The 23,179-nt window shown below is 70.5% G+C and carries 24 protein-coding genes; 8 read left to right on the top strand and 16 right to left on the bottom strand.

Features of this window, described 5'->3' with window-relative positions:
- Nucleotide 1: 1 nt before the first annotated feature.
- From ABD798_RS35950 to ABD798_RS35930, 5 genes are read left to right on the top strand one after another with little or no spacing between them, the layout of a single operon-like run.
- Nucleotides 2-1,348 (top strand): YcaO-like family protein, encoded by a 1,347-nt coding sequence (locus tag ABD798_RS35950; protein ID WP_344885718.1) that lies wholly within the window; start codon nt 2-4, stop codon nt 1,346-1,348.
- Entirely contained in the window at nt 1,345-1,974 is a 630-nt protein-coding gene (locus ABD798_RS35945) for a hypothetical protein (RefSeq protein ID WP_344885715.1), read from the top strand. Before ABD798_RS35950 ends, ABD798_RS35945 begins: the two co-directional genes overlap by 4 nt.
- A 14-nt stretch (nt 1,975-1,988) precedes the next feature.
- Nucleotides 1,989-3,593 (top strand): nitroreductase family protein, encoded by a 1,605-nt coding sequence (locus tag ABD798_RS35940; RefSeq protein ID WP_344885712.1) that lies wholly within the window; start codon nt 1,989-1,991, stop codon nt 3,591-3,593.
- On the top strand, nt 3,590-4,285 hold the full coding sequence (locus tag ABD798_RS35935) for a nitroreductase family protein (RefSeq protein WP_344885709.1): 696 nt from the start codon (nt 3,590-3,592) through the stop codon (nt 4,283-4,285). The genes ABD798_RS35940 and ABD798_RS35935 overlap by 4 nt, the downstream gene beginning before the upstream one ends.
- A 14-nt stretch (nt 4,286-4,299) precedes the next feature.
- The gene (locus ABD798_RS35930) at nt 4,300-4,635 is read left to right on the top strand and encodes a hypothetical protein (RefSeq protein ID WP_344885706.1); all 336 of its coding nucleotides are present in this window, start codon (nt 4,300-4,302) and stop codon (nt 4,633-4,635) included.
- A 59-nt stretch (nt 4,636-4,694) separates the two neighbouring features.
- Here ABD798_RS35930 and ABD798_RS35925 read toward each other — a convergent pair whose 3' ends face one another.
- From ABD798_RS35925 to ABD798_RS35870, 12 genes are all read right to left on the bottom strand, one after another.
- A complete protein-coding gene (locus ABD798_RS35925) occupies nt 4,695-5,036 on the bottom strand; it encodes an RNA polymerase-binding protein RbpA (RefSeq protein WP_086820370.1) in 342 nt (113 codons plus the stop codon).
- 60 nt (nt 5,037-5,096) lie between these two features.
- On the bottom strand, nt 5,097-5,333 hold the full coding sequence (secG, locus tag ABD798_RS35920) for a preprotein translocase subunit SecG (RefSeq protein WP_344885701.1): 237 nt from the start codon (nt 5,331-5,333) through the stop codon (nt 5,097-5,099).
- A gap of 104 nt (nt 5,334-5,437) precedes the next feature.
- Nucleotides 5,438-6,223 carry a triose-phosphate isomerase gene (tpiA, locus tag ABD798_RS35915; protein WP_344885698.1) on the bottom strand — a complete coding sequence of 262 codons (786 nt, stop codon included), beginning with the start codon at nt 6,221-6,223 and terminating at the stop codon, nt 5,438-5,440.
- A gap of 4 nt (nt 6,224-6,227) precedes the next feature.
- Nucleotides 6,228-7,421: a phosphoglycerate kinase gene (locus ABD798_RS35910; protein WP_344885695.1), complete on the bottom strand. Its 1,194-nt coding sequence runs from the start codon at nt 7,419-7,421 to the stop codon at nt 6,228-6,230.
- A 10-nt stretch (nt 7,422-7,431) separates the two neighbouring features.
- Nucleotides 7,432-8,436, bottom strand: coding sequence for a type I glyceraldehyde-3-phosphate dehydrogenase (gene gap / locus ABD798_RS35905; protein ID WP_344885692.1), 1,005 nt, complete (start codon nt 8,434-8,436; stop codon nt 7,432-7,434).
- 160 nt (nt 8,437-8,596) lie between these two features.
- Nucleotides 8,597-9,577: a DNA-binding protein WhiA gene (gene whiA, locus ABD798_RS35900; RefSeq protein WP_344885689.1), complete on the bottom strand. Its 981-nt coding sequence runs from the start codon at nt 9,575-9,577 to the stop codon at nt 8,597-8,599.
- Nucleotides 9,568-10,596: a gluconeogenesis factor YvcK family protein gene (locus tag ABD798_RS35895; protein ID WP_344885686.1), complete on the bottom strand. Its 1,029-nt coding sequence runs from the start codon at nt 10,594-10,596 to the stop codon at nt 9,568-9,570. The genes whiA and ABD798_RS35895 overlap by 10 nt, the downstream gene beginning before the upstream one ends.
- Nucleotides 10,597-10,610: 14 nt before the next feature.
- A complete protein-coding gene (rapZ, locus tag ABD798_RS35890; protein WP_344885683.1) occupies nt 10,611-11,489 on the bottom strand; it encodes an RNase adapter RapZ in 879 nt (292 codons plus the stop codon).
- 1 nt (nt 11,490) lies between these two features.
- Nucleotides 11,491-13,464, bottom strand: coding sequence for an excinuclease ABC subunit UvrC (gene uvrC, locus ABD798_RS35885; protein WP_344885680.1), 1,974 nt, complete (start codon nt 13,462-13,464; stop codon nt 11,491-11,493).
- A 27-nt stretch (nt 13,465-13,491) separates the two neighbouring features.
- A complete protein-coding gene (locus tag ABD798_RS35880) occupies nt 13,492-13,845 on the bottom strand; it encodes a Rieske (2Fe-2S) protein (RefSeq protein WP_344885677.1) in 354 nt (117 codons plus the stop codon).
- Nucleotides 13,784-14,725: an aldo/keto reductase gene (locus ABD798_RS35875; protein ID WP_344885674.1), complete on the bottom strand. Its 942-nt coding sequence runs from the start codon at nt 14,723-14,725 to the stop codon at nt 13,784-13,786. Before ABD798_RS35875 ends, ABD798_RS35880 begins: the two co-directional genes overlap by 62 nt.
- Nucleotides 14,722-15,534: an NAD-dependent epimerase/dehydratase family protein gene (locus ABD798_RS35870; protein WP_344885671.1), complete on the bottom strand. Its 813-nt coding sequence runs from the start codon at nt 15,532-15,534 to the stop codon at nt 14,722-14,724. The genes ABD798_RS35875 and ABD798_RS35870 overlap by 4 nt, the downstream gene beginning before the upstream one ends.
- A gap of 71 nt (nt 15,535-15,605) precedes the next feature.
- Between ABD798_RS35870 and ABD798_RS35865 the strand changes: the two genes are divergently transcribed.
- Nucleotides 15,606-16,481 (top strand): LysR family transcriptional regulator, encoded by an 876-nt coding sequence (locus ABD798_RS35865; RefSeq protein ID WP_344885668.1) that lies wholly within the window; start codon nt 15,606-15,608, stop codon nt 16,479-16,481.
- Nucleotides 16,482-16,561: 80 nt separating this feature from the next.
- The gene (locus tag ABD798_RS35860) at nt 16,562-17,590 is read left to right on the top strand and encodes a right-handed parallel beta-helix repeat-containing protein (protein WP_344885665.1); all 1,029 of its coding nucleotides are present in this window, start codon (nt 16,562-16,564) and stop codon (nt 17,588-17,590) included.
- Between the two features lie 185 nt (nt 17,591-17,775).
- On the opposite strand, the gene ABD798_RS35855 is transcribed toward ABD798_RS35860, so the two are convergent.
- The 3 genes from ABD798_RS35855 to ABD798_RS35845 form a co-directional block, all read right to left on the bottom strand.
- Nucleotides 17,776-19,029, bottom strand: a complete 1,254-nt coding sequence (locus ABD798_RS35855) for a DUF6880 family protein (RefSeq protein WP_344885662.1) — start codon at nt 19,027-19,029, stop codon at nt 17,776-17,778.
- A 149-nt stretch (nt 19,030-19,178) separates the two neighbouring features.
- A complete protein-coding gene (locus ABD798_RS35850; protein WP_344885659.1) occupies nt 19,179-20,162 on the bottom strand; it encodes a M28 family metallopeptidase in 984 nt (327 codons plus the stop codon).
- Nucleotides 20,163-20,320: 158 nt separating this feature from the next.
- A complete protein-coding gene (locus tag ABD798_RS35845; protein WP_344886004.1) occupies nt 20,321-21,085 on the bottom strand; it encodes a class I SAM-dependent methyltransferase in 765 nt (254 codons plus the stop codon).
- A 103-nt stretch (nt 21,086-21,188) separates the two neighbouring features.
- On the opposite strand from ABD798_RS35845, the gene ABD798_RS35840 reads away from it, so the two are divergent.
- Complete coding sequence (locus ABD798_RS35840; RefSeq protein WP_344885654.1) at nt 21,189-22,307, top strand: methyltransferase domain-containing protein; 1,119 nt, start codon at nt 21,189-21,191, stop codon at nt 22,305-22,307.
- Here the strand turns inward: ABD798_RS35840 and ABD798_RS35835 are convergent.
- Entirely contained in the window at nt 22,302-23,081 is a 780-nt protein-coding gene (locus tag ABD798_RS35835; protein WP_344885651.1) for a DeoR/GlpR family DNA-binding transcription regulator, read from the bottom strand. The genes ABD798_RS35840 and ABD798_RS35835 overlap by 6 nt on opposite strands.
- Nucleotides 23,082-23,179: the final 98 nt, after the last annotated feature.

Raw genomic sequence — 23,179 nt, 5'->3', positions numbered from 1 at the left:
CTTGTACCTGGGCACCCATCAGGAGCACGTCTCGGACGAGCTGCGCGCACTCGAGCACCTCGTCTCGCCGTACGGGCTCATCTCGCACACGGCCTCGCTGCCGGTGCGCGAGGGCGAGCCGTCCTTCGCGGTCCACCTCGCCCACATCGGCGACCCCTCGCAGGCCCTCGGCAACCTCGACGGCTGGGCGCACGGTGAGGACATGGGCAACGTCGACGGCGCGGGCTCCGCGCTCACCAGCGAGCGCGCCCGGCTGGTCTCCATCGCCGAGGGGCTCGAGCGGTACTCCACGTGCGCGTGGAGCGAGGACGAGCTGGTCACCGCGGCGGAGAACGACCTCGAAGAGGAGTTCGTCTCGCCCTCCCGCTGGCCGCGCTGCTCCCCCGCCGAGCTGGCGCGCGAGGACTGCAACATGGCCGAGTACGACCCGTCGGTGCCGATCCGCTGGGCGCGCGCGTGGTCGCTCACCAGGCGGGTCCCGGTGCTCGTGCCCGCGATCGCGGCCTACCTGCACATGCCGTACCAGTCGAGGTCCGAGCGCTTCCTGCGCGGGATCACCACGGGCGCGGCCGTGCACTCCGACGTGCGGGCGGCAGTGCTCAACGGCGTGCTGGAGGTCGTCGAGCGCGACGCCATCGCCCTGGTCTGGTTGCAGCGCCTGCGCCTGCCCGAGATCGCCGTGGACCCGGAACGGCTGGACCCCGGCGTCCGCGAGTTCTACCGCGCAGGCACCTCGACGGGCCTGCGGGTGCGCCTCTACGACGCGACAACGGACTTCGGCATCCCGGTGATCTACGCGGTGCAGCTCGCCGACGCTGACGGCACGCTCGCCCAGATCGTTGCCGCCACCTGCGACATCAGCGCGGAGCGGGCGCTCGGCAAGATCTACCGCGAGCTGTCCTCGCTGCGGGTGGCGCTGCGCGGGCACGTGGCCTCCTTCGAGACGCGCGAGCCCGACCGCGACAAGGTCAGTGTGACCGGGGGTGCGGTCTACAACGCCGCGCCCGAGCGGCGGCACATCTTCGACTTCCTGCTGGAGGGCGACCGCCCGACGCGGCGGATCGACGAGATGCCCGCCGTGCCCGAGGGCGCGGACGCACTGGACACGATGGTCTCGCGGCTCGCCGAGCGCGACGCCGAAGTGCTCGTCGTCGACATCACCACCGACGAGGCGCGCCAGGTCGGCATGCGCGCGACGAAGGTGCTGATCCCCGAAGCGATGCCGGTGTCCTTCGTGCACTCCGAGCGCTTCCTCGGCACTCCGCGCCTCTACGACGCGCCGCGTGCGATGGGGCACCCGAGCCACAGCGAGGACGACATCAACCCCGAGCACCAGCCGTTCGCGTGAGCAAGGAGCTGAGCAGCATGTCGCACGACTCGCGTCCACGGTGCCTGTACATCGTTCGCGACGAATTCGGCCGGAAGCTCGCGGACTACCGCGAAGTCCTCCCGGCACAGCAGGTGTCCATTGAGGACTTCCGTGATGACCCCGCGCTCGTCGCGGACGTCGTGGTCCCGGTGCACGCTGGCAGCGACGCGGACCTTCGCGAGGAAGTCGACCGGATCTGCGCTGAGCGCGGCATCGCCTCCGTTGGCGTGCAGTTGCTGCCGACCAGGATCGTCTGCGGCCCCGCAGTGGTCCCCGGCGACACCGCGTGCCACTCGTGCTACCGCAAGCGCACCGCGCAGCACGCGGCCAAGGCGCGCGAGTTCGACGTGGACGCCAGCGTGTCCGGTCTTCCGCTGGGTTTCGGCGCGCAGCACCTGGCCGTGGCCTCCGGGCTGCTGGAGCTGGCACTGACCGAGATCGCCGAGGGCGTCACCGGGATCGGTGGCACCGTGCGCGCCTTCAACCTCATCTCGGGCGGTGTGACCGCGTCCGTGACGGTGGCGGTCGACCGGTGCCCGAGGTGCGGCGGGCGGTTCGCGGCGGCGCGCGCGACCGGCGCGAGCCCGGTACCGGAACTGCTGTGAAGGGGGATTGAGCGATGGGTGCCGAGATGAAGGCCGAGATGATCGGCCAGGCCGCGCGCACGGACATGCAGTTGACGGTTCCGCTCCTGCCCGTGCTGCGCCGAGGCGTGCGGCTGCGGCCGGTCGGGAACGGGGTGCTGCTCGACGGCGCGGACCGGATGCAATCGTTCTCCGGCGCGTTCGCCCGCGAAGGACTGGTGCCGCTCGCCGAGGCGTGCGACGGGACCCGCGACCACGCCGCGCTCGCTGAGCACCTCGGGCTCGACGAAACCGCCGTGTACAAGTGCCTCGCGCTGCTCTGGACGGCGGGCGCGGTCGAAGAAGCCGCATTCGGTGACGAGCCGCAGGTGACCCCTGAGCTGGCGTGTTTCCTGTCCCGCTTGGGAAACTCCACCGGTTCCAACGCGTCGTGGGCGGACGCGGCGGCACGGCTGGCCCGGCGCCCGGTGCGGCTCGAAGGGGACGCCACCCTCGTCGCGGCCGCGCGGCGGGCCCTGGACGGCACGTGCCACGTGGTCACCGAGGCGACCTCCGACGACGAGCTGACGGTGTTCTTCGAGACGGTGTCCTCAACGGCCTCGCTCGCGAGCACCGAGGAGCGGTGCAGGCTCGACAGACGTCCGCTGCTGCGCGTGCGCGCCGACGCGAAGACCGTCGTGCTCGGCCCGTACACCGATCCCGCCATCACTCCGTGCCTGGAGTGCGGCTGCCACGGCGAGGCCGAGCTGTCCGGCGAACCGCCGGAGCACGCCCGTGACCTCGTGGTGGGTCTGGCCTCGCACCACATCACCGCCTTGATCGCGCGGGCAACGACCACGCACCTGCCGATCGACGCGAGCGCGGTCGAGTTGGCGACGCTGGCCACGACCTACTTCCCGGCGACCACCCGCCCCGGTTGCCCCCGGTGCTCGGCGGTCCAGGGGCCGGTCGCCCCCCAGGCCCCCGCCGGAGCCGTGTACGAGGCCGCGGTGGCACTTCCGGTGCGCGAGTTCCTCAACCCGAAGGACCACCAGGCGCACTACTACACCTCGAACATCCGGCTCCAGACGCAGTTCAAGGACTGGCCGAGCCGCCCGCACACGGCGCTGCCCTCCCCCGACCTCGATCTGCTGCGCGGCGAGGCCTCCGGTGACAGCGCGCCGCTCACCCTCGACCGGCTCAGCCTGGTGCTGAAGATCGCCTTCGGCCTCAAGGACTCCGAGACCACGCCGGAGCGCGTGAAGCGGTGGACGGCGGCCGGCGGGAACATCGGCTGCACCACGGCGTACGTGGTGCTGCGCGACGCGAGCCTGCTGCCGCCGGGCGTCTACGCCTACGCCGACAAGGACCACACGCTGGTGGCGCTGTCCACCGCCGTCCCCGAAGGCAACTCCGCCTGCGAGATCGTCGTCACCGGCGACCTCAAGAAGATCATGCGCAAGTACGGCACGTTCGGCTTCCGGCTGACCTTCCTCGACGCCGGGTGCGCCCTGTCCAGTGCCAGGGAGGTCGCGCGGCACCTGGGCCTGGACTTCGCGCCGCGCTCGGACTGGGACGACGACGCGCTGGCCCGGGTGCTCGACGTGGCGCCCACGGAGGAACCTGTCGTCGCCGTCGCGACTCTGGGAGGCACGGCATGAGAACCGACATGGCAGCACTGACGCCCCTGCTCGACGGGCTCACCTCACGGACGAGCAGCTCCGACGGCCGCGCGGCCGACCGGTCGACGCTGCCCTTCCCCGGCGCCGTCCCCGTCGACCCCGACCCGGCCGCGGAGGACCTGCTCCCCGTCCACGACCTGCACGACACGCTCCAGCGCAGGCGCTCGTCACTGGTCTACGGGGACCAACCGGTGCGCACCGAGGTCATCCTCGCGAAGCTGCGCGAGGTGCTCGTGCGCGACCGCGACGAGTGGGGCCTCGACGAGGCAGCGGGCGCGCTGGAGGCGTTCGTGTTCGCCCTCCGCAGCGAAGGCCTCGCGCCCGGCGTCTACCACGTGACCGCCGACGGCTGCTCCCACGTCGCCGGGCTCGACGAGGTCGGACCGGTGGAGAACCTGGGCATCCAGCGCGAGTTCTCCACCGCGGCCGGGATCGCCGCCTTCTACGCCAACCTGGACAAGGCCGACAGCTGGGCCGGGTCGCACGGCTACCGCGTCAGCGCGGTCCGCGCGTCGATGGCCACCTACGACCTCAACCTCCGCTGCCAGGCGATGGGGCTGGTCGGCACGCTGTTCGGCGGTTTCATCCCCGCCTCCGTGCGCACCCTGCTCAACGCCGACGGGGTGGCCCGCCACCCGCTGCTGGCCACCACCTACGCCCACCCCCGCTAGAGCAGGAGAACGCCGTGCACGTCTCGATCGTCATGTGGGACCTGAAGAAGTCCGAGGCCACGGTGGAGAGCCTGCGCGAGTACCTGCGCGACTACGCCGTCGACGCCTACTCCACGCTGGACGGCATGCGGCTCAAGGCGTGGTTCTCCAACGCCGAGCGCCAGGTGTGGGGCGCGGTCTACCTGTGGGACAGCGTCGACCAGATGAGCAGCATCTTCCAGGTCAGCCGCGCCATCGAGCTGATCGGCTACCCACCGACCTCCGTCGGGAACTTCGACCTGGAAGCCGTTTCCGAGGGCAAGAGCGTCAACGACACCCTCGCGGGCCTCGGCCTGGCCCTCCAGCACTAGCGCCACGGCGCGCGAACGGCCCGGAAGCGGAAGGCTTCCGGGCCGTCGTTCGTGCGGTGCTACTCGCCGCGTTGCTGGCGGAGCTTGGCGAGGGCCTCCTCCAGGATGGCCTCACCGTCGGAGTCGGAACGCCGCTCCTTCACGTACGCCAGATGCGTCTTGTACGGCTCGTTCCTCGGCGGGGCGGGGGGCTCGTGCGAGTCCCGTCCCGCGGGAAGACCGCAGCGCGGGCAGTCCCACGTCTCCGGCTCCTCCGCCTCCAACGCGAAGGACGGCTTCACCTCGTGCCCGTTGGAGCAGAAGTACGAGACGCGGCGCCGCGGAGCGGACTCCCCGCGCTCGGACTCGCCCATCGGACCCGCCCCGACCCTGGTGCCGCGGATCGCGTTACCACCAGCCATCGATCCTCACACTCCCGACCCCGTTAGCCCCTCGATCCCCGACAGCGGAGATCGACGCCGTCATGCGCCCGTCTTGAGCAGCAGACCGACCCCGACGATGGAGATCAACCACACCGAACCCACGAAGATCGTGATCCGGTCGAGGTTCTTCTCCACCACGCTGGAGCCGGACAGGCTCGACTGCATGCCACCGCCGAACAGGGAGGACAGACCGCCTCCGCGCCCACGGTGCAGCAGCACGAGCAGAATGAGCACCACGCTCGAAGCGATCAACATGATCTGAAGAAAAAGCTGCATCTCACCCTCGCCGTACAGCGGTTGACATCACAGGGTACCGGGTCGCTCGCGGGCTGATGACCGCCCCCGGGCTCAAATCATTGAAGCGAAAGCCCCAATCACCGCTACGGCAGGGGCCCACCGGCGGCGAGGGCGCAGAGCTTGGCGAACTCCTCGCCGTCCAGGCTCGCCCCGCCGACGAGGGCGCCGTCGACGTCCTCGCCCTTCATCAGCTCGCTGATGTTGCCGGACTTGACCGAGCCACCGTAGAGGACCCGGACCGCCGAGGAGATCTCCGGGCCGTACTTCTCGGCCAGCGCGGCCCGCAGCGCGCCGCAGACCTCCTGGGCGTCGGCGGCCGTGGCCACCTTGCCCGTTCCGATGGCCCACACCGGCTCGTAGGCGATCACCACGTCCTTGACCTGCTCGGCCTTGAGCCCCTTGAGGCCCGCGATGAGCTGGTCGGTGCAGTGCTGGACGTGGGTGCCCGCCTCGCGGACCTCCAGCAGCTCGCCGACGCACAGGATGGGCGCCATCCCGTGCTTGAGGGTGGCGCGCACCTTGCGGTTGACCACCTCGTCGGTCTCGGCGTGGTACTCGCGGCGCTCGGAGTGCCCGACCACCACGTAGGAGCAGCCGAGCTTCGCCAGCATCGGCCCGGACACGTCGCCGGTGTAGGCGCCGGAGTCGTGCGGGGAGATGTCCTGGGCGCCGTAGCGCGAGAGCAGCTTGTCGCCGTCGGTCAGCGTCTGCACGCTGCGGATGTCGGTGAACGGCGGCAGGACGACCACGTCGACCTTGTCGAAGTACTTGGCGGGCAACGAGAACGCGATCTTCTGCGTCAGGGCGATGGCCTCGAAGTGGTTGAGGTTCATCTTCCAGTTGCCTGCGATGAGCGGCTTGCGGGCCATCGGGTCAGTCCTCCAGAACCGAGACGCCGGGCAGGTCCTTGCCCTCCAGGTACTCCAGCGACGCACCACCGCCGGTGGAGATGTGCGAGAAGCCGTCCTCGGGCAGCCCGAGCTGGCGCACGGCCGCGGCGCTGTCGCCACCGCCGACCACGCTGAAGGCCTCGGACTTCACCAGTGCCTCGGCCACCGCGCGGGTCCCGCCGGAGAACGCCTCGAACTCGAAGACGCCCATCGGGCCGTTCCAGAAGACGGTGCGCGCGTCGGCCAGCTTGGCGGCGAACAGCTCGCGGCTCTTCGGACCGATGTCCAGGCCCTGGCGCTCGGCCGGAATGGCGTCGGCCGCGACGATCTGGACCTCGGCGTCGGCGGAGAACTCGGTGGTGGTCAGCACGTCGACCGGGAGCACCAGCTCGACACCGCGCTTCTCCGCCTCGGCGAGGAAGCCGCGGACCTGGTCCAGCTGGTCCTCCTGGAGCAGGGACTTGCCGACCTCGTGGCCCTGGGCCTTGAGGAAGGTGTAGGCCATGCCACCGCCGACGAGCAGCCGGTCGACCTTGGTCAGCAGGTTCGCGATGACGCCTAGCTTGTCGGAGACCTTCGCGCCGCCGAGCACCACGACGTAGGGCCGCTCGGTGTCGGTGGTGAGCTTGCGCAGCACCTCGACCTCGGCCAGCACCAGACCACCCGCGTAGTGCGGCAGCCGCTTGGCGACCTCGTAGACCGAGGCTTGCTTGCGGTGCACCACACCGAAACCGTCGGAGACGTAGGCGCCGTCGGGACCGACCAGCGCGGCCAGCTCGTCGGCGAGCGCGCCGCGCTCGGCCTCGTCCTTGCTGGTCTCGCGCGCGTCGAAGCGGATGTTCTCCAGCAGCGCGACCTGACCGTCCGCCAGACCGTCCACAGTGGACTGGGCGGAGTCGGTGACGAGCGCGACCTCGGAGCCGAGCAGCTCGCCGAGCCGCGCCGCGACCGGGGCGAGCGAGAACTTGGGGTCCGGGGAACCCTTGGGGCGCCCCAGGTGCGCGATGACGACGACTCGCGCTCCCGCTTCGGTGAGCGTGGTCAGGGTGGGCAGCGAAGCCCTCACCCGGCCGTCGTCGGTGATCTTCGAACCGTCGAGGGGAACGTTGAGGTCGGCGCGCACGAGCACGCGCCGACCCGCAACACCCTCGGCCAGCAGGTCAGCCAGGGTCTTCAAGATGGATTCCTCAGAGCTTGGAGGCGACGAGGGAGACGAGGTCCACGAGGCGGTTGGAGTAGCCCCACTCGTTGTCGTACCAGCCGACGACCTTGACCTGGTTGCCGATGACCTTGGTCAGCGGCGCGTCGAAGATGCACGACGCCGGGTCGGTGACGATGTCGGTGGAGACGATCGGGTCGGTGTTGAAGCGCAGGATGCCCTTCAGCGCGCCCTCGGCCGCGGCCTTCACCGCGGCGTTGACCTCCTCGACCGAGGTCTCACGGCCGACGGTGACGGTGAGGTCGGTGGCCGAGCCGGTGGGCACGGGCACGCGCAGCGCGTAGCCGTCCAGCTTGCCCTTGAGCTCCGGGAGCACCAGGCCGATCGCCTTGGCCGCACCGGTGCTGGTCGGCACGATGTTCAGCGCGGCGGCGCGGGAGCGGCGCAGGTCCGCGTGCGGCGCGTCCTGGAGGTTCTGGTCCTGGGTGTAGGCGTGGATCGTGGTCATCAGACCCTTCTCGATGGTGAAGGTGTCGTGCAGGACCTTCGCCATCGGAGCCAGGCAGTTGGTGGTGCAGGAGGCGTTGGAGATCACCGTCTGCGAACCGTCGTACTTGTCCTCGTTCGCGCCGAAGACGACCGTGAGGTCCTCGTTCTTCGCGGGCGCGGAGATGATGACCTTCTTGGCGCCACCCTCGTCGACGTGCTTGCGCGCGGTGTCGGCGTTGGTGAAGAAGCCGGTGGACTCGACGACGACGTCGACGCCCAGGTCCTTCCAGGGCAGCTTGCCCGGGTCGCGCTCGGCCAGCGCGCGGATGGTCTTGCCGTCGACCGAGATGCCCTCGTCGGTGACCGCGACCTCGCCGTCGAGACGGCCCAGGATGCTGTCGTACTTGAGCAGGTGGGCCATGGTGGCGACGTCACCGAGGTCGTTGAAGGCCACGATCTCGATGTCCTGGCCGCTGGCCTGGACCGCACGCCAGAAGTTGCGCCCAATACGGCCGAAGCCGTTCACGCCCACGCGAACCGTCACGGTGCCTCTCCTTGGTATGTCGTACCTGAGGTCGTTCACCGTCACCCTAGCGGTGAGCAGAGGCGCTGGTCACAGCGCCCTTGCTCACAACTTGATCGAGTCAGCCGCACCGCGCGCCACCTGCGCGGGCGCGGCTCACCCGTTTCGCGGGGCACAGCGGTCAGGCGTCGAGCATGTCGGCGGTGACGGCGGACTCGGTGTCAGGGATGGAGAGGTCGCGGGCCTTCTTGTCGGCCATCGCCAGCAGACGCCTTATCCGGCCGGCCACCGCGTCCTTGGTCATCTGCGGTTCGGCCAGCTGGCCCAGCTCCTCCAGGGACGCTTGGCGGTGGGCCAGGCGCAGGCGCCCCGCGGCGACCAGGTGCTCCGGGGCGTCGGGGCCGAGGATGTCCAGCGCGCGCTCCACCCTGGCGGCCGCGGCGACCGCCGCGCGCGCGGAGCGGCGGAGGTTGGCGTCGTCGAAGTTGGCCAGCCGGTTCGCGGTCGCGCGCACCTCGCGCCGCATCCGCCGCTCCTCCCACGCCAGCACGCTGGAGTGCGCGCCGAGGCGGGTGAGCAGCGCGCCGATGGAGTCGCCGTCGCGGACCACGACCCGGTCGGCACCGCGAACCTCGCGGGACTTGGCCTGGATGCCCATCCGCCGCGCCGCGCCGACGAGCGCCAGCGCCGCCTCGGGGCCGGGGCAGGTGACCTCCAGCGCGGAGGAGCGGCCGGGCTCGGTCAGCGACCCGTGCGCCAGGAAAGCCCCGCGCCACGCGGCCTCGGCGTCGCAGACCCCGCCGGAGACCACGGGGGCGGGCAGGCCGCGCACCGGTCGCCCTCGCGGGTCGAGCAGGCCGGTCTGCCGCGCGAGCCCGTCGCCGTCGCGGACCACGCGCACCACGTAGCGGGTGCCCTTGCGCAGCCCGCCGGAGGTGATCACGTGCACGTCGGAGTTGTGGCCGAACAGCTCGTGGACCTCCTTGCGCAGCCTGCGCGCGGCCACGCCGGTGTCCAGCTCGGCCTCCACGACCACGCGCCCGGCCACGATGTGCAGGCCGCCCGCGAAGCGCAGCAGCGAGGAGACCTCGGCCCGCCGACAGCAGGTCTTGGTCACCGACAAGCGGCTCAGCTCGTCCTTGACCGCCGCGGTCATCGCCATGGGGTCTCCTCCTCCCGAACGGGGATCTCCGTGCTGCTGGGGAATTCTGGTCTCTGGGTGTCGCTCGCGCCTAATACGTGCCGGAAGCTGTCGGCGAGCGCGTCCGGGTCGTGCCGGTCGGGGGCTCCCGCGCGGGCTATCCGGCTGAGGCGGGCGGTGCCGCCGAGTGAGGACGCCGCGCGGCGCAGACGATCAGGCGTGGGCACCGAGTCGGTATCGGCGATCACCGCGTCCACCCGTAGGCCTGGCGCGTGTTCGGCGAGCACCTGAAGGTGTTGTTCAGGGGAGAAGCCCTCGGTTTCCCCCGGTTGTGGGACGAGGTTGAGCACCACGACGCGGCGCGCGGTGGTGCGCACGAGCGCGTCGTGCAGCTCGGGCACGAGCAGGTGCGGCAGCACGCTGGTGAACCACGAGCCCGGCCCGAGCAGCACCACGTCCGCGTCCAGCACGGCGTCGACCGCCTCCTGGCACGCGCGCGGAGGCCCGGGCCGGGGACCGGCGGAGCGCAGCCGCACACGCTGCACCCGGCCCGGTGTGCTCGCCACCGCGACCTGGCCGCGGATGCGGCGCACGGCGGCGCGGTCCTCGTCCAGACCGACCACGTCGGCCTCGATGTCCATGGGCTCACGGCACATCGGCAGCACGCGTCCGCGCACGCCGAGCAGCCGCGCGACCTCGTCGAGCACGGCGACCGGATCGCCCATGGTCTCCAGCAGCCCGGCGAGCAGCAGGTTGCCGACCGCGTGCCCGGCGAGCGCCCCGGAGCCGCCGAAGCGGTGGTGGAACGCTTCCGTCCACACCGGAGAGTCCCCGGCGAGCGCCACGAGCGCCTTGCGCAGGTCCCCCGGCGGCAGCAGCCCCAGCTCCCGGCGCAGCCGCCCGGAGGAACCGCCGTCGTCGGCGACGGTCACCACGGCGGTCACGTCCTCGGTGATCCGGCGCAGCGCGGCCAGCGTCACCTGGAGGCCGTGGCCGCCGCCGAGCGCGACCACCCTCGGCGGCCGTTCCTGAGTGTCCACAGTGGACTCTCGCGTCACTCGCGCCCCAGGTCCCGGTGCACGACCTTGACCGTCATCCCGTCCTCGGAGGCGAGCCGTCCCGCCAGCTCCTCGGACATCGCGACGCTGCGGTGCTTGCCGCCGGTGCAGCCGACGGCCAGCGTCAGGTAGCGCTTGCCCTCGCGGTGGTAGCCCGCGCCGATCAGCCGCAGCAGTTCCTGGTAGCGGTCCAGGAAGTCCTCGGCGCCCTCCTGGCTCAGCACGTAGTTGCGCACCTCGGAGTCCAGACCGGTGTTGTCGCGCAGCTCCGGGATCCAGAACGGGTTCGGCAGGAAGCGCACGTCGATCACCAGGTCGGCGTCCATCGGCAGGCCGTACTTGTAGCCGAAGGAGAGCACGGTGACCCTGGTGCGGGCGCTGGACTCGCTGCCGAAGGCGTCCTCGATCTTGCCGCGCAGCTGGTGCACGGACAGGCCGGTGGTGTCCAGCACCAGGTCGGCCTCGTCGCGCAACGGCATCAGCATCCTGCGCTCGGCGGCGATGCCGTCGGAGAGCCTGCCGTCGCCCTGGAGCGGGTGCCCCCTGCGGACCGACTCGAAGCGGCGGATCAGCACCGCGTCGGTGGCTTCGAGGAAGAGCACCTTCGGCTTGTAGCCGCGCGCGTCCAGGTCCTTGATCACCGAGGCCAGGTCGTCGGTGAACGCGCGGCTTCGCACGTCCATCACGACCGCGACCTTGGTGATCACGCCGCGCGCCTGGGCGCCCAGCTCGACCATGGTGGAGACCAGCTCGGGCGGCAGGTTGTCCACCACGAACCAGCCGAGGTCCTCAAGGCACTTGGCCGCGGTGCTGCGGCCCGCCCCGGACAGGCCGCTGACCACCGCGACCTCGACGCCGGACTTCTCGTCGTTCACTTTAAGTGTCCTCCCCGTTGCCCGCGCCCAGCGCGGCGAGTACTGCCTCTGCGGTGCGCCGTCCCACTCCGGGCACCTCGGTGATCTGGTCGACGGTCGCGGCCTTGAGCCGCTTGAGCGAGCCGAAGTGCTTGAGCAGCGCGGCCTTGCGCGCGTCGCCGAGCCCGCTGACCCCGTCCAGCAGCGAGGCGGTCATCCGCTTCGACCGCTTCTGCCGGTGGTAGGAGATGGCGAAGCGGTGAGCCTCGTCGCGGACGCGCTGCAACAGGTAGAGCGCCTCGCTGGTTCGGGGCAGGATCACCGGATCGGGATCGCCCGGCACCCACACCTCTTCGAGGCGCTTGGCCAGCCCGACCACGGCCACGTCGGTGATGCCCAGCTCCGCGAGCACGTCGGCGGCGGCGTTGGCCTGCGGTCCCGCACCGTCCACGACCAGCAGGTTCGGCGGGTACGCGAAGCGCTTGGGCCGCCCGGTCTCCGGATCGATCCCGGGAAGCTCGGGAGTTCCAGCGGATGCCGTTTCTGTGCTGACGCTCGACCCCGCAAGCGGGTCTTCGTCCTTGTAACGGGCAAATCTGCGCCGAACGACCTCGGCGATGGAAGCGACGTCGCCTTCGGTCGCGGCCTCGCGGATGGCGAAGCGCCGGTACTCCGACTTGCGCGCGAGCCCGTCCTCGAAGACCACGAGCGAGGCCACCACGTCACTGCCCTGCACGTGGCTGATGTCGATGCACTCCACGCGCAACAGCGCGGTGTCCAGGTCCAGCGCTTCCTGGAGTTCCTGGAGCGCCGCCGAGCGCGCGGTCAGGTCTCCTGCGCGACGCAGCTTGTGCTGGGTGAACGCCTCGGCGGCGTTGCGCGCCACCGTCTCCGCGAGCGCGCGCTTGTCACCGCGCTGCGGCACACGGAGATCCACCCTGGAACCGCGCAGCTTCGACAGCCAGGCCGCGACCGCGTCGGCGTTCTCCGGCAGCTCGGGCACCAGAACCTCGCGCGGCACCGGGCTCCCGCCCGCGTCGGCCTGCGCGGCGAGATCGGCCTGCTCACCGTAGAACTGCGTGATGAACTGCGAGACCAGCCCGGCGGTGTCGACCTCTTCGACCTTGTCGATCACCCAGCCGCGCTGACCGCGCACGCGCCCGCCGCGCACGTGGAAGACCTGCACGGCGGCGGCCAGCTCGTCCTCGGCGAAGGCCACCACGTCGGCGTCCGTGCCGTCGCCGAACACCACGGCCTGCTTCTCCATGGCCCTGCGCAGCGCGGCCACGTCGTCGCGCAGCCGGGCGGCGCGTTCGAACTCCAGCTCGTCGGAGGCGGCCTGCATGTCCTTCTCCAGCTTGCGCACCATGGCGTCGGTGCGGCCGGAGAGGAAGTCGCAGAAGTCCTCGACGATGTCGCGGTGCTCCTGCTCGGTGACGCGCTCGACGCACGGCGCGGAGCACTTGTCGATGTAGCCGAGCAGGCAGGGGCGCCCCATCTGCGAGTGCCGCTTGAAGACGCCGTTGGAGCAGGTGCGCGCGGGGAAGACGCGCAGCAGCAGGTCCACCGTCTCGCGGATCGCCCACGCGTGCGCGTAGGGGCCGAAGTAGCGGACGCCGCGCTTGCGGGGACCCCGGTAGACGTGCAGCCGGGGGAAGTCCTCGTGCAGCGTCACCGCGAGCACCGGGTAGGACTTGTCGTCGCGGTAGCGGACGTTGAAGCGCGGGTCGAACTCCTTGATCCAGGAGTACTCCAGCTGCAACGCCTCGACCTCGGTGCCGACGACGGTCCACTCCACCGACGTCGCGGTGGTGACCATCTGCCGCGTGCGCGCGTGCAGCGTCGCCAGGTCGGCGAAATAAGAGGAGAGGCGGCTGCGCAGGCTCTTCGCCTTGCCGACGTAGATGACGCGCCCGGTGGAGTCGCGGAACTTGTACACCCCTGGCGCCTCGGGAATCGTTCCCGGGGCGGGGCGGTAAGTCGACGGGTCGGCCACGTCATAAGCCTACGGACAGGTCTGACATCACCCGAGAACGACCCGGTCACCGGCCGCGCGGACGGGCACGGAGGTCAGTCCCCTGGTCGCGGGTCCCTTGCGCAGATCGCCCGTTTCGGCGTCGAAGGTGCTGCCGTGCGTGGGGCAGTCGACGATCCCCTTGGCGGGCGCGCTGATGATCGAGCCGGTGTGCGGGCAGCGCGGGTCGAAGGCGCGCACCTCCCCCGACTTGGTCCGCACGACCAGCAACCGCCCGCCGCCCGGCACGTCGACGAGCTTGCCGCCGCCCTGCGGGATGTCCGCGAGCCCGACGAGCGGGTCACCGGGTTTGGCCGTTCCCGTCCCCGCCGCGGGCTTCGCCGGGGTGCCGCAGCCCGCCACCGCCACTCCCGCCAGTCCACACAGGACGGTGCTCTTGATCGCCGATCGTCTCGTCAGGCCCACTCCCCCAACCTAGCTCCCACGCGGCGGCCGAGTCGCGGATGCTCTCCGGCCTGCTCGCGCCCGGGATGGGGATCACGGTCGGGGACAGCGAGAGCAACCAGGCCAGGCACACGCGCTGCGGGCTCACGCCGAGGTCCCTGGCGACGCGGTGGAACTCGGTGTCCCCGGCCAGTTCCGACGGGCCGTCGAGGGAGCTGCGCGAGATGCCGCCGAGCGGGCTCCACGGGAGGAACGCGATCCCCAGCTCCGCGCAGAGCCTCAGTTCCGGCTCCGACGTGCGAACTCGCGGCGAGAACTCGTTCTGCACGGAAACCACTGTGGGACCGAGCAGTTCGCGGGCGCGAAGGATCTGAGCCGTGTCCACATTGGACAGACCGATGGCACGGATCTTGCCTTCGGCGTGCAGCTCGGCCAGCGCGCCCAAGGAGTCCTCGAAGGGCACGGCGGGGTCCGGCTTGTGCAGTTGGTAGAGGTCGATCACGTCAACGCGGAGGCGGCGCAGCGATCCTTCGCACGCGCGTTTGAGGTGCTCCGGCGAGGCGTCGACCGTCCACGAGCCGTCGCCGGGCCTGCCGCGCCCGCCCTTGGTCGCGATCAGCACGCCCTTGAGGCCCGCGAGCAGCTCTTCGTTGTGCCCGACCTCGTCAGGGTGCCAGTGGTAGGAGTCGGCCGTGTCGATCAACGTCACGCCCGCGTCCAGTGCGGCGTGGATGGTCGCGAGAGCGCGCTCGCGATCCGGTCTGCCCTCGATCGACAACGGCATGGCGCCGAGGCCGATCGCGCTGACCTCGACCTCGCCGAGCTTGCGGGTTCTCACGCGCCGATCACCTCCGGCAGCCAGTTCTTGGTGTGGGAGAAGGAGAATCCGAGTTCGGTCGCGCGGGCGTTGTCCATGCCGTAGTAGTGGCCGAACGCGTACGGCGACACGTCCTCGCCCACTACGAACAGCGGTTCTCCAGGGATGTGCGCGCACAGGTCGTACACGGTCAGCTCGCCGTGCGAGCACGCGTTGACCGGCCCCGTGAAGTCGGCGAAGGCGGCCCAGCCCAGGAACTCCGCGATCTCCCGGTGGTGGATGAACGAGGACGGGTGGTTCTCCTGGTGGACCACGACGGGGCGACCCTCGCGCACCCGGTCGAGGTAGTGCGCGAGCCTGCCGGTGAAGTCGTCCCCGCCCAGGACATGGCCCGAGCGGACGGAGACGAAGTCGAACGGCGCCCTGGCCGCGAAGACGGCTTCGGCCTGGCGTTTTCCCTCGCCGTAACCCTCCGGCGCGGCCACGTGCGGGTCGACCGCCGTCTCAGGCAGCGGCGCCTTCGCCCGGAGGTGCTCGTAGACCTCGATCGTGGAGGTCATCACGTAGCGCCCGGTGCGGTTCGTGAACGCGTCCACAGCCGCTTCCGCGTCGGCCGGGGTGTAGCAGACCTGGTCGACCACCACGTCGAACGTCCGCGATCCCAGAACTCCCGCGAGGTCGGCGCGGTCGGTGACGAGGTGCTCGACACCTGGTGGCGGAGCGACGGAGCCGCGGTTGACGACGGTGACCCCGACGCCCGCGTCCCGCAGGTTGAGCACCAGTTCACGGCCGAAGTAACGGCTGCCCCCGATGACGCACACGGTCTTCATGCCGACCAGCCTCGCGCCGTAGAGTGCTTAGCAGAAGTGATGTCTTGCTTAACAAGCTGTTAGGAATACTGATGATCGACGTCCAGCGGCTGCGGGTGCTGACCGAGGTCGCGCGGCACGGCAGCTTCAGCAAGGCCGCCGCCGCGCTGCTGCTCACGCCGTCCGCCGTGTCGCAGCAGATCGCCGCGCTCGAACGGACCGTGGGCACCGAGGTGGTGCTGCGCGGGGCTCGCGGCGTCACGCTCACCGACGCGGGGCGGCTGCTCGTGGAGGCGGGCGAGACGATCTCGGCGGAGCTGCGGCACACCGAGGCCGCCTTGACCCGCTTGGCCAGCGGCGTCGACACGATCACCGTCGCCACGTTCAGCACCGGCGGTCGGCACCTGCTGCCCCGCGCGCTGGCGCGCCTGGCCGCCGAGCACCCGAACGTCGAGATCACCGTGGTGGAGCGGGAACCCGAGGACAGCATTCCCCTCGTGCGGTCCGGCTCGGCCGACCTGGCGCTGGTCTACGAGTTCGACAAGCCCCTGCCGTTGGAGAAAGTGACGCTCCTGCCCGTGATGAGCGACCCGATGTCGTTGGTGCTGCGCCGTGATCACCCGCTGGCCAAGCGGAAGTCTTTGTCGCTCAACGATGTCGCCGACGATCGCTGGGTCTTCGGGTGCTCGAAGACCTCGGCGTTCCTGCACGGCTACGCGGCGGACAGCGGGTTCTCGCTTCGCGTCTCGGCCAGCACCACGGACTACTTCTTCGCACAGGCGCTCGTCGAAGCCGGAGTCGGGATCGCGCTGATTCCCCTTGTGGCGCTTCGCGAATCGGCCGATCTGGTCGCGATCCCCGTGGAGCGACCCCGGCCGACGCGCAGGATCGGCGTCGTGGTCGCGCCCCGGGCTCGGCGGCGGGCTCCGGTGGTCACGCTCGTCAACGCGCTGCGTTCAGCGACATGAGTTCAGTCACGTGAATCGTTGACGGCAATAGGAAAGGCGTGCACGGTCGAGGGACCGCCCCGGATTGGGAGGCAACGCCGATGTTCCGCTTCACATCCGTGATCACCGCGACCCTGCTGCTGACCGCTCTGCCCGCGCAGGCCGAGCAGGCGTCCGTCGGCACCCCCGCCGAGCTCGTCGCCGCGCTGGCCGCCGCCAAGCCCGGCACCACGATCGAGCTGCGCCCCGGCGTCTACGACGGCGCGTTCTTCGCGACCGCCTCCGGGACCGCGAGCGCGCCCATCACGCTCACCGGGCCGCGCTCCGCCGTCCTCAAGAACACCAAGAAGGCGTGTGACCCGAACGTGCCACCGCCGCGCAAGGCCCAGGGCGTGAGCTACTGCGGCTACGGGCTGCACCTCAACCTCGTGAAGCACTGGGTGCTCAAGGGTTTCAGCGTCGCCGACGCCGCGAAGGGCATCGTGCTCGACGGCTCCGACAACAACGTCATCGACGATGTGGAGGTCAGTCGGATCGGTGACGAGGGCGTGCACTTCCGGGCGAACTCCAACGACAACGTGCTGCGGAACTCGTACGTGCACCACGTCGGCACCGCGCAGCCCGCGTACGGCGAGGGCGTGTACTTCGGCTCCGCGAAGGGCGCGAACTGGGGCAAGTACGGCGACAAGCCCGGCGACCAGAACGTGCCGGACACCAGCGACCGCAACCAGGCGCTGGACAACCGCCTCGGCCCGAACGTCGCCGCCGAGCACGTCGACGTCAAGGAGGGCACCACCGGCGGCAAGGTGCTGCGCAACTCCTTCGACGGCGTCGGCATGACCGGCGAGAACTCCTCGGAGAGCTGGGTCAACGCCAAGGGCAACGACTACGAGATCTCCGACAACAAGGGCGTTCGCAGCTTCGAGCACGGCTTCAAGGTGATCCAGCGGCTCGATGGCTGGGGTTGCGGCAACGTGTTCCGCCGCAACGTGGCCGACGTGCGGGCCGCCGGCTACGGATTCCAGTTCCCGCACAACAAGAAGTGCGCTTCGAAGCCCAACCTGGTGTACCGCGACAACACCGTCACCAACGCCGCCAAGGGTTTCTCCGACGTACCACCGGTCGGCTGACCACCGGGTTGCACAGTCTTCAAGACCCCCAAACCCCCGTCCCAGCGGTCGCCAACCACCCCGAACCCCGGGTTCACCACCGTTGACGACCGCCACAGCCGGGGTTCGGTGGTCTTGAAGACACCCCAACCCCCGTGCACCCCACCTCGGCGCGCGGTGGGGTGCACGGCATGGGTTTACCCGGGTCAGAGGCCTCGGCGGGCCAGTTCGGTGAGCAGTGCGCGGTTGCCGGAGCACTCGCGCTTCAGCTCCTCGACGTAGCGGTGGAACTTCGCGCGCCCGTCGTCGGCGGCCTTCTCCCACGCCATGCCGAGGCTCTCCAGCAGCTCGACCACGTCGGCGGGGTGCTCCGGCCCGCCGACCGCGATCCGCCTGCGCACGAGGCGGCGGTAGACCGGCAGCACCTGCTCGGGGTGCTGCATCACGCGCTCCGCCGCCAGCGCCGCCCACACCTGGTCGGAGCACCCGCGCTCGGCGGCGACAGCCCACGCGGTGTCGATCTCGGAGTCCCACAACAGGATCTGCACGAGCACGGAGTTGCGGCCGGGGTCCTCGCCCTGCGCGCGCAGCCACCGCCGGGCCCACTCGCGCTGCGCGGGCCAGCGGTCGGCCCGGTCGGCGACGGTGCGCACCCTCAGGTAGGTGTCCAGGCCGGGCCAGTCCCGGAAAGCGTTGCGCGCCAACTGCAACGCGCGCGTGGTCTTGCCCAGCCGCAGGCACGCGTCCACCGCCATGTCGACGAGCCGGACCTCCGCGCGGCTGCCCTGCGTCGCGACGAGCCCGCGCTCCACCCACGCCAGCGCCTCGGCCGTGCGCCCGGCGTCCTCCAGCACGGTGGCGATCCGCAGGTACTGCCACGGGGTGGACAGATCCGTCGCCAGCCACTGCACCTCGACGTCGACGTCGCCGGTGAAGCGGGCCAGCTCCTCCATCAGCCGCAGCACCGCCCAGCGCCTGCGGTCGTAGCGCGGCGTCCTGCCGAAGGGCACCGTCGGCAGCTCGCGGCAGGCTCGGCGCGCGGTCCTGCGGTAGGAGGTGATTCCCTCGTGCCCCAACGCGTCCGCGTACTCGCTGAGCGCGACCTCCGGGCCGTCCGGGTAGTTCAACTGGAAGCGGACCAGCCAGCTGGCGAGGCGCTGCGGATCGGGCCTGCTCCTGCGGCACGCCGTCGCGTGCCCGGCCAGCGCCTGCTGCATCAGCTCCGGCAGCTCGCCCGCGTTGCCGGTGACCTGCTGCGCCGCCGAGCACAGCACCTCGATGACCTGTTCCGCGTAGTCCACGGCGTGGTCGGCGCGGCCCGCCTCCGCCTGGTCCCTGAGCCCGCGCACCACTTCGCGCAGGCGCACCCAGTGCTCGGCCTCGCGCTCCCCGTCGAACGGGGGCAGCTCGCCACGCAGGCCCCGCAGAGCCGCCACGCCGTAAGGCTCATCGCCCCCCATGCCGCCCACCTGCTGAATCAAACCGCACGCCACCCGCATCGCGCCCGACTTGACTCCGAACGCACCAGAGCGAACATCCGAACGGCGGCACCCCGCGAGGTGCCGCCGCCCGGACGGTGATCAAGCGGTGATCAGCCGGTGACCCGGCCTCAGCCAACGGCTCCGGCGGGCACCGTGCGCGTGGTGCCCGACAGGGTCCAGATCGTGTGCGCGATCGCGTTGGTGTGCCGCTCCAGCGACTGCGCGTTGATGTTGCTCGTGGTGTCGCAGGACTGGTGGTAGCACCTGTCGAAGGCGACGCCCGCCTGGCCGCCCCACTTCTGCACCTGCGCCGCCGTCTTGCGGACCTCGGCACCGCTGAACGTGCCACCCGTGGGGATGCCAGCGTCCGCGAAGGCCGCGTGGTCGGAGCGCCCGCCGACCTTGACCGTCTCGGTCGGCACGTTGATCGACTTGAAGTAGGACTCCAGCGACGCCTGGAACTTCGCCGATCCCGAGGGCTGGCCCTGCGAGTCGTAGACGAAGTACGCCGGGTTCGGCGAGCCCGTCATGTCGAAGTTCAGATAGCCCTTGATCTTGGACTTCTCGGTCGCGGGCAACGTCCTCACGTAGTTGGTCGAGCCGACGAGCCCCAGTTCCTCAGCGCCCCACCATCCGAAGCGCAGGTGCTGCTTGGGCTTGAGCTGCTGCTTGGAGACCGTCAGCGCGACCTCCAGCAGCCCGGCCGAGCCGGAACCGTTGTCGTTGATGCCCGGCCCGGAGCCGACGCTGTCCAGGTGGCCGCCGGCCATCAGCACGTTGTTCTCGTCGCCGCCCGGCCAGTCGGCGATCAGGTTGTAGCCCTTGGTGCCCCAGTTGGTGAACTCCAGGACCTTGGTCTGGTAGCCGGCCGCGTCCAGCTTCGCCTTGACGTGGTCGACCGACGCCTTGAACCCGGGCCGTCCGTGCGCCCGGTTGCCGCCGTTGGCGGTCGCGATCCGCTGGAACTGGTTCAGGTGCTCCTGCACCGCCGAGACCGGGATGGTCGGCGCCGCCGCCACCTCCACTGTCGCGGCACCGCTCGGCGTGGTGAGCACGCCGAGGACCAGGGTCGAGGCAAGGGCGACCGAACCGACTGTCGCTCGGATCTTCACTGTGTGACCTCCCAGCAGGGTGGACGCCACTCAAGCAAGTGACGCAGAGATCACGGGCAGTGTCTGGGACGGTTCGGGCACCGCGGTAGGGACTTTCGAGGGGTGCCTTTCACATCTCGCCGAGGACCGTAGAACCCGTCCTCCGAACGGAGTCTGGCTCAGGCGGAGGACTCGCGGTGCGTCGTCGCGAAGTTGATCCGCATGCCGCACGCGAGCCTGCCGTCCAGCACCAGTGACCGTGCGGCGTCCAGGAACTCCCGCCGCAGCTCCGCGAGCTGGTCCTCGTCCAGCACAGTGACGTCGTAGAAGACGGACATGTTGGTCTCCCAGACCTTCTCGGGCGTCCCGCCCTGGTCGAGCACGATCGAATCCCAGGACACCGGCGCGAACCCCGCCGGTGTCAGGACCTCGTCCAGCCCCTCCCGCGTGCGGATCGCGCGATTGCCCAGCCTCGGCATCACCCGCTCCGCGGCACGCGCCGCTTCGAAGTACGGGCGGGCGAGCTTCAGGAACAGCTCCATCCCTTCCCCGTCAACGGCTCCGCCACCGAGGGCCACGGCCAGCACCCCGCCCGGAACGAGCACCCGCGCCGCCTCCGCGACGACCTGCTCGACATCCGTCATCAGCATGAGCGCCATGTGCGAGACCACGGCGTCGAACGCGGAGTCCTCGAACGGCAGTTCCTGCGCGCGCCCCACGCGCACGTCCGCCTTCACCAGCGCGGGCCGCTGACGAGCCAGCGCCAGCTCCGCCCCGGAGAGGTCGATTCCCGCCAGGGTCGTGGCTCCGCGCCCGGCAAACACCTCCAGCAGCGCACCGTCGGCACACCCCAGATCGAGGACTCGCTCCGGCGTTCCCACCCGATCGGCGAACTCCTCGTAGCTCGTGCGGCCCTTAGCGGTCGGGCTCGCCGCGACTCCCACTGACTGCAAGCCAGGATTGTTGTCGTGGAAGGCTTTGAGAAATTCTTCGGCGGTCTGCGGCACCGCTGAAGCTTACAAGCGCCCGCCCACGTGGAAGGACGGCGTGAAAGTGGTTGACCGTTGGCAGGAGCGGGCTGAGCGGCTGGTTCGCTTGCTCGTCGAGAAGGGCAAGGTGTCGTCCGCGGCGTGGCAGGCGGCTGTGCGGGCGATCCCGCGCCACGAATTCGTCCCGGTGTTCCACGAACGGCGCGGCGGCGCTTGGGAAGTGGTGGACGAGACGCACGAACGCTGGCTGGAGCTGGTGTACTCCAACACCGCGCTCGTCACGCTGCTGGACGAGGTGCCGATCTCCTCCTCCAGCGAGCCTGGCCTGATGACCCGCATGTTGGAGGCGCTCGACGTGCGCGACGGTGATCGTGTGCTGGAGATCGGCACTGGCACGGGCTACAACGCCGCACTGCTGGCGCATCGGCTGGGCGATGCCAACGTGTTCTCCGTCGACGTGGAGTCCGGACTGGTCGAAGCCGCAGGCCGGCGGTTGGCAGCGCTGGGCTACAACCCGGTGCTGGCCGAGCACGACGGCACCGACGGACTGCCCGAGCACGCGCCCTACGACCGGATCATCGCCACGTGCGCGGTCTCGGAGGTCCCGTGGGCGTGGGTCGAGCAGATCCGCGAGGGCGGACTGATCCTCGCGGACGTCAAACTCGGCCTCTTCGCGGGGAATCTGGCCCTTCTGCGCCGCGCGGGCGATCGAGCCGAAGGGCGGTTCGTGCCGGGGTGGGCCGACTTCATGGACCTGCGCCACCCCGGAAAGACCGAGCCCGCGAAGCATCCGGAGCGCGACCACGCCCGAGCCCGTGTGCGCACGACCGAGCTGCTGACCGAAAGACCTTGGGAGCAGACGCCGCTGTGGTTCCTCGCGCACACCCGGTTCCCGCCAGGTCTGCGCTTCGGCTACGCCATGGACGCCGCGACCGGCGGGCCAGGAGCAGTGTTCCTGTCCACTGTGGATGGATCGTGGTGCGAGATCTCGACGACGGTGGACGGCGGTGTCCGCGAGGTGCGCGAAGCGGGGCCGGTCGCACTGTGGCGAATCGTCGAAGAAGTCACGGACCTTTGGCATGCCAAGGGAAATCCGGACTGGGAGCGCTTCGGGCTCACGGTCACCGAGCATTCCTGGTGGGCGTGGTTGGACGCGCCTGAGAACAAGCTCCTATGAGCGGTGCACAACGGTCAGCGCAACGCCGTCGTCGCGGATGCGGCGTTGCTCGACGGCGGGGAGCCGGTCGTCGACCAGGACGAGGTCGAAGTCCGTCAACGGCGCCAACGTGTACAGGCCCTGGCGCGTGAACTTCGTGTGATCGACAAGCAGCACTCGGCGGGAAGCCGCGGCGAGCAGTGCGCGCTTGACCTGCACGGTCTCCTGCGACTGGTGGTAGCAGCGGCCGTGCGAGATCGCCGTGGTGGACATGAACAGCGTGTCCGCGCGGACCTTGCCGACGCCCTCCGCCGTGTACAGGCCGAGGAACGCGTCGTAGGCGGGGAAGTACTCGCCGCCGAGCGCGATGAGGTTGATGCCGGGCCGACGGGTGAGCAGCTCGATCACCGGCTGGAAGTACGTGATGACGGTGAGCGGGGCACGCTCGGCGAGCAGCTGCGCGAGGTGCAGGCACGTCGTGCTCTCGTCGAGCATGACGGAGCTGCTGGGCGGGATCAGCTCGACCGCGGCGCGCGCGAGCATGCGCTTGGTGTCGGCCATGGCGGCCATGCGCTGGCTGACATCGCCGTGGAACACCGTCGAGGGCGTGGCGGTCGCGCCTCCGCGCACCTTGCGCAACCAGCCCTGCGCTTGGAGCGCGTCGAAGTCGCGGTGCACGGTCATCACGCTGACGCCGAACTCCTCGGCGAGGTCCTGGATGCGCAGGAAACCCTCGGCGGCGACCCGCTCCCGGATGACGCGGCGCCGCTCCGACTGCGAGTCCTCGGCACCCATGGGCCTGAACATAACACCGGCGTATCGCGGCGTCCCGGTCGTTTCGCTGCCAGGCGGCGCCATCGACGGCCGCCTTCGTGTGAACGTAACGCCGACAT

It is taken from the genome of Allokutzneria multivorans, from assembly GCF_039537405.1.
GTDB classification, from domain to species: domain Bacteria; phylum Actinomycetota; class Actinomycetes; order Mycobacteriales; family Pseudonocardiaceae; genus Allokutzneria; species Allokutzneria multivorans.
This window is presented reverse-complemented; position numbering and strand designations above follow the sequence as displayed.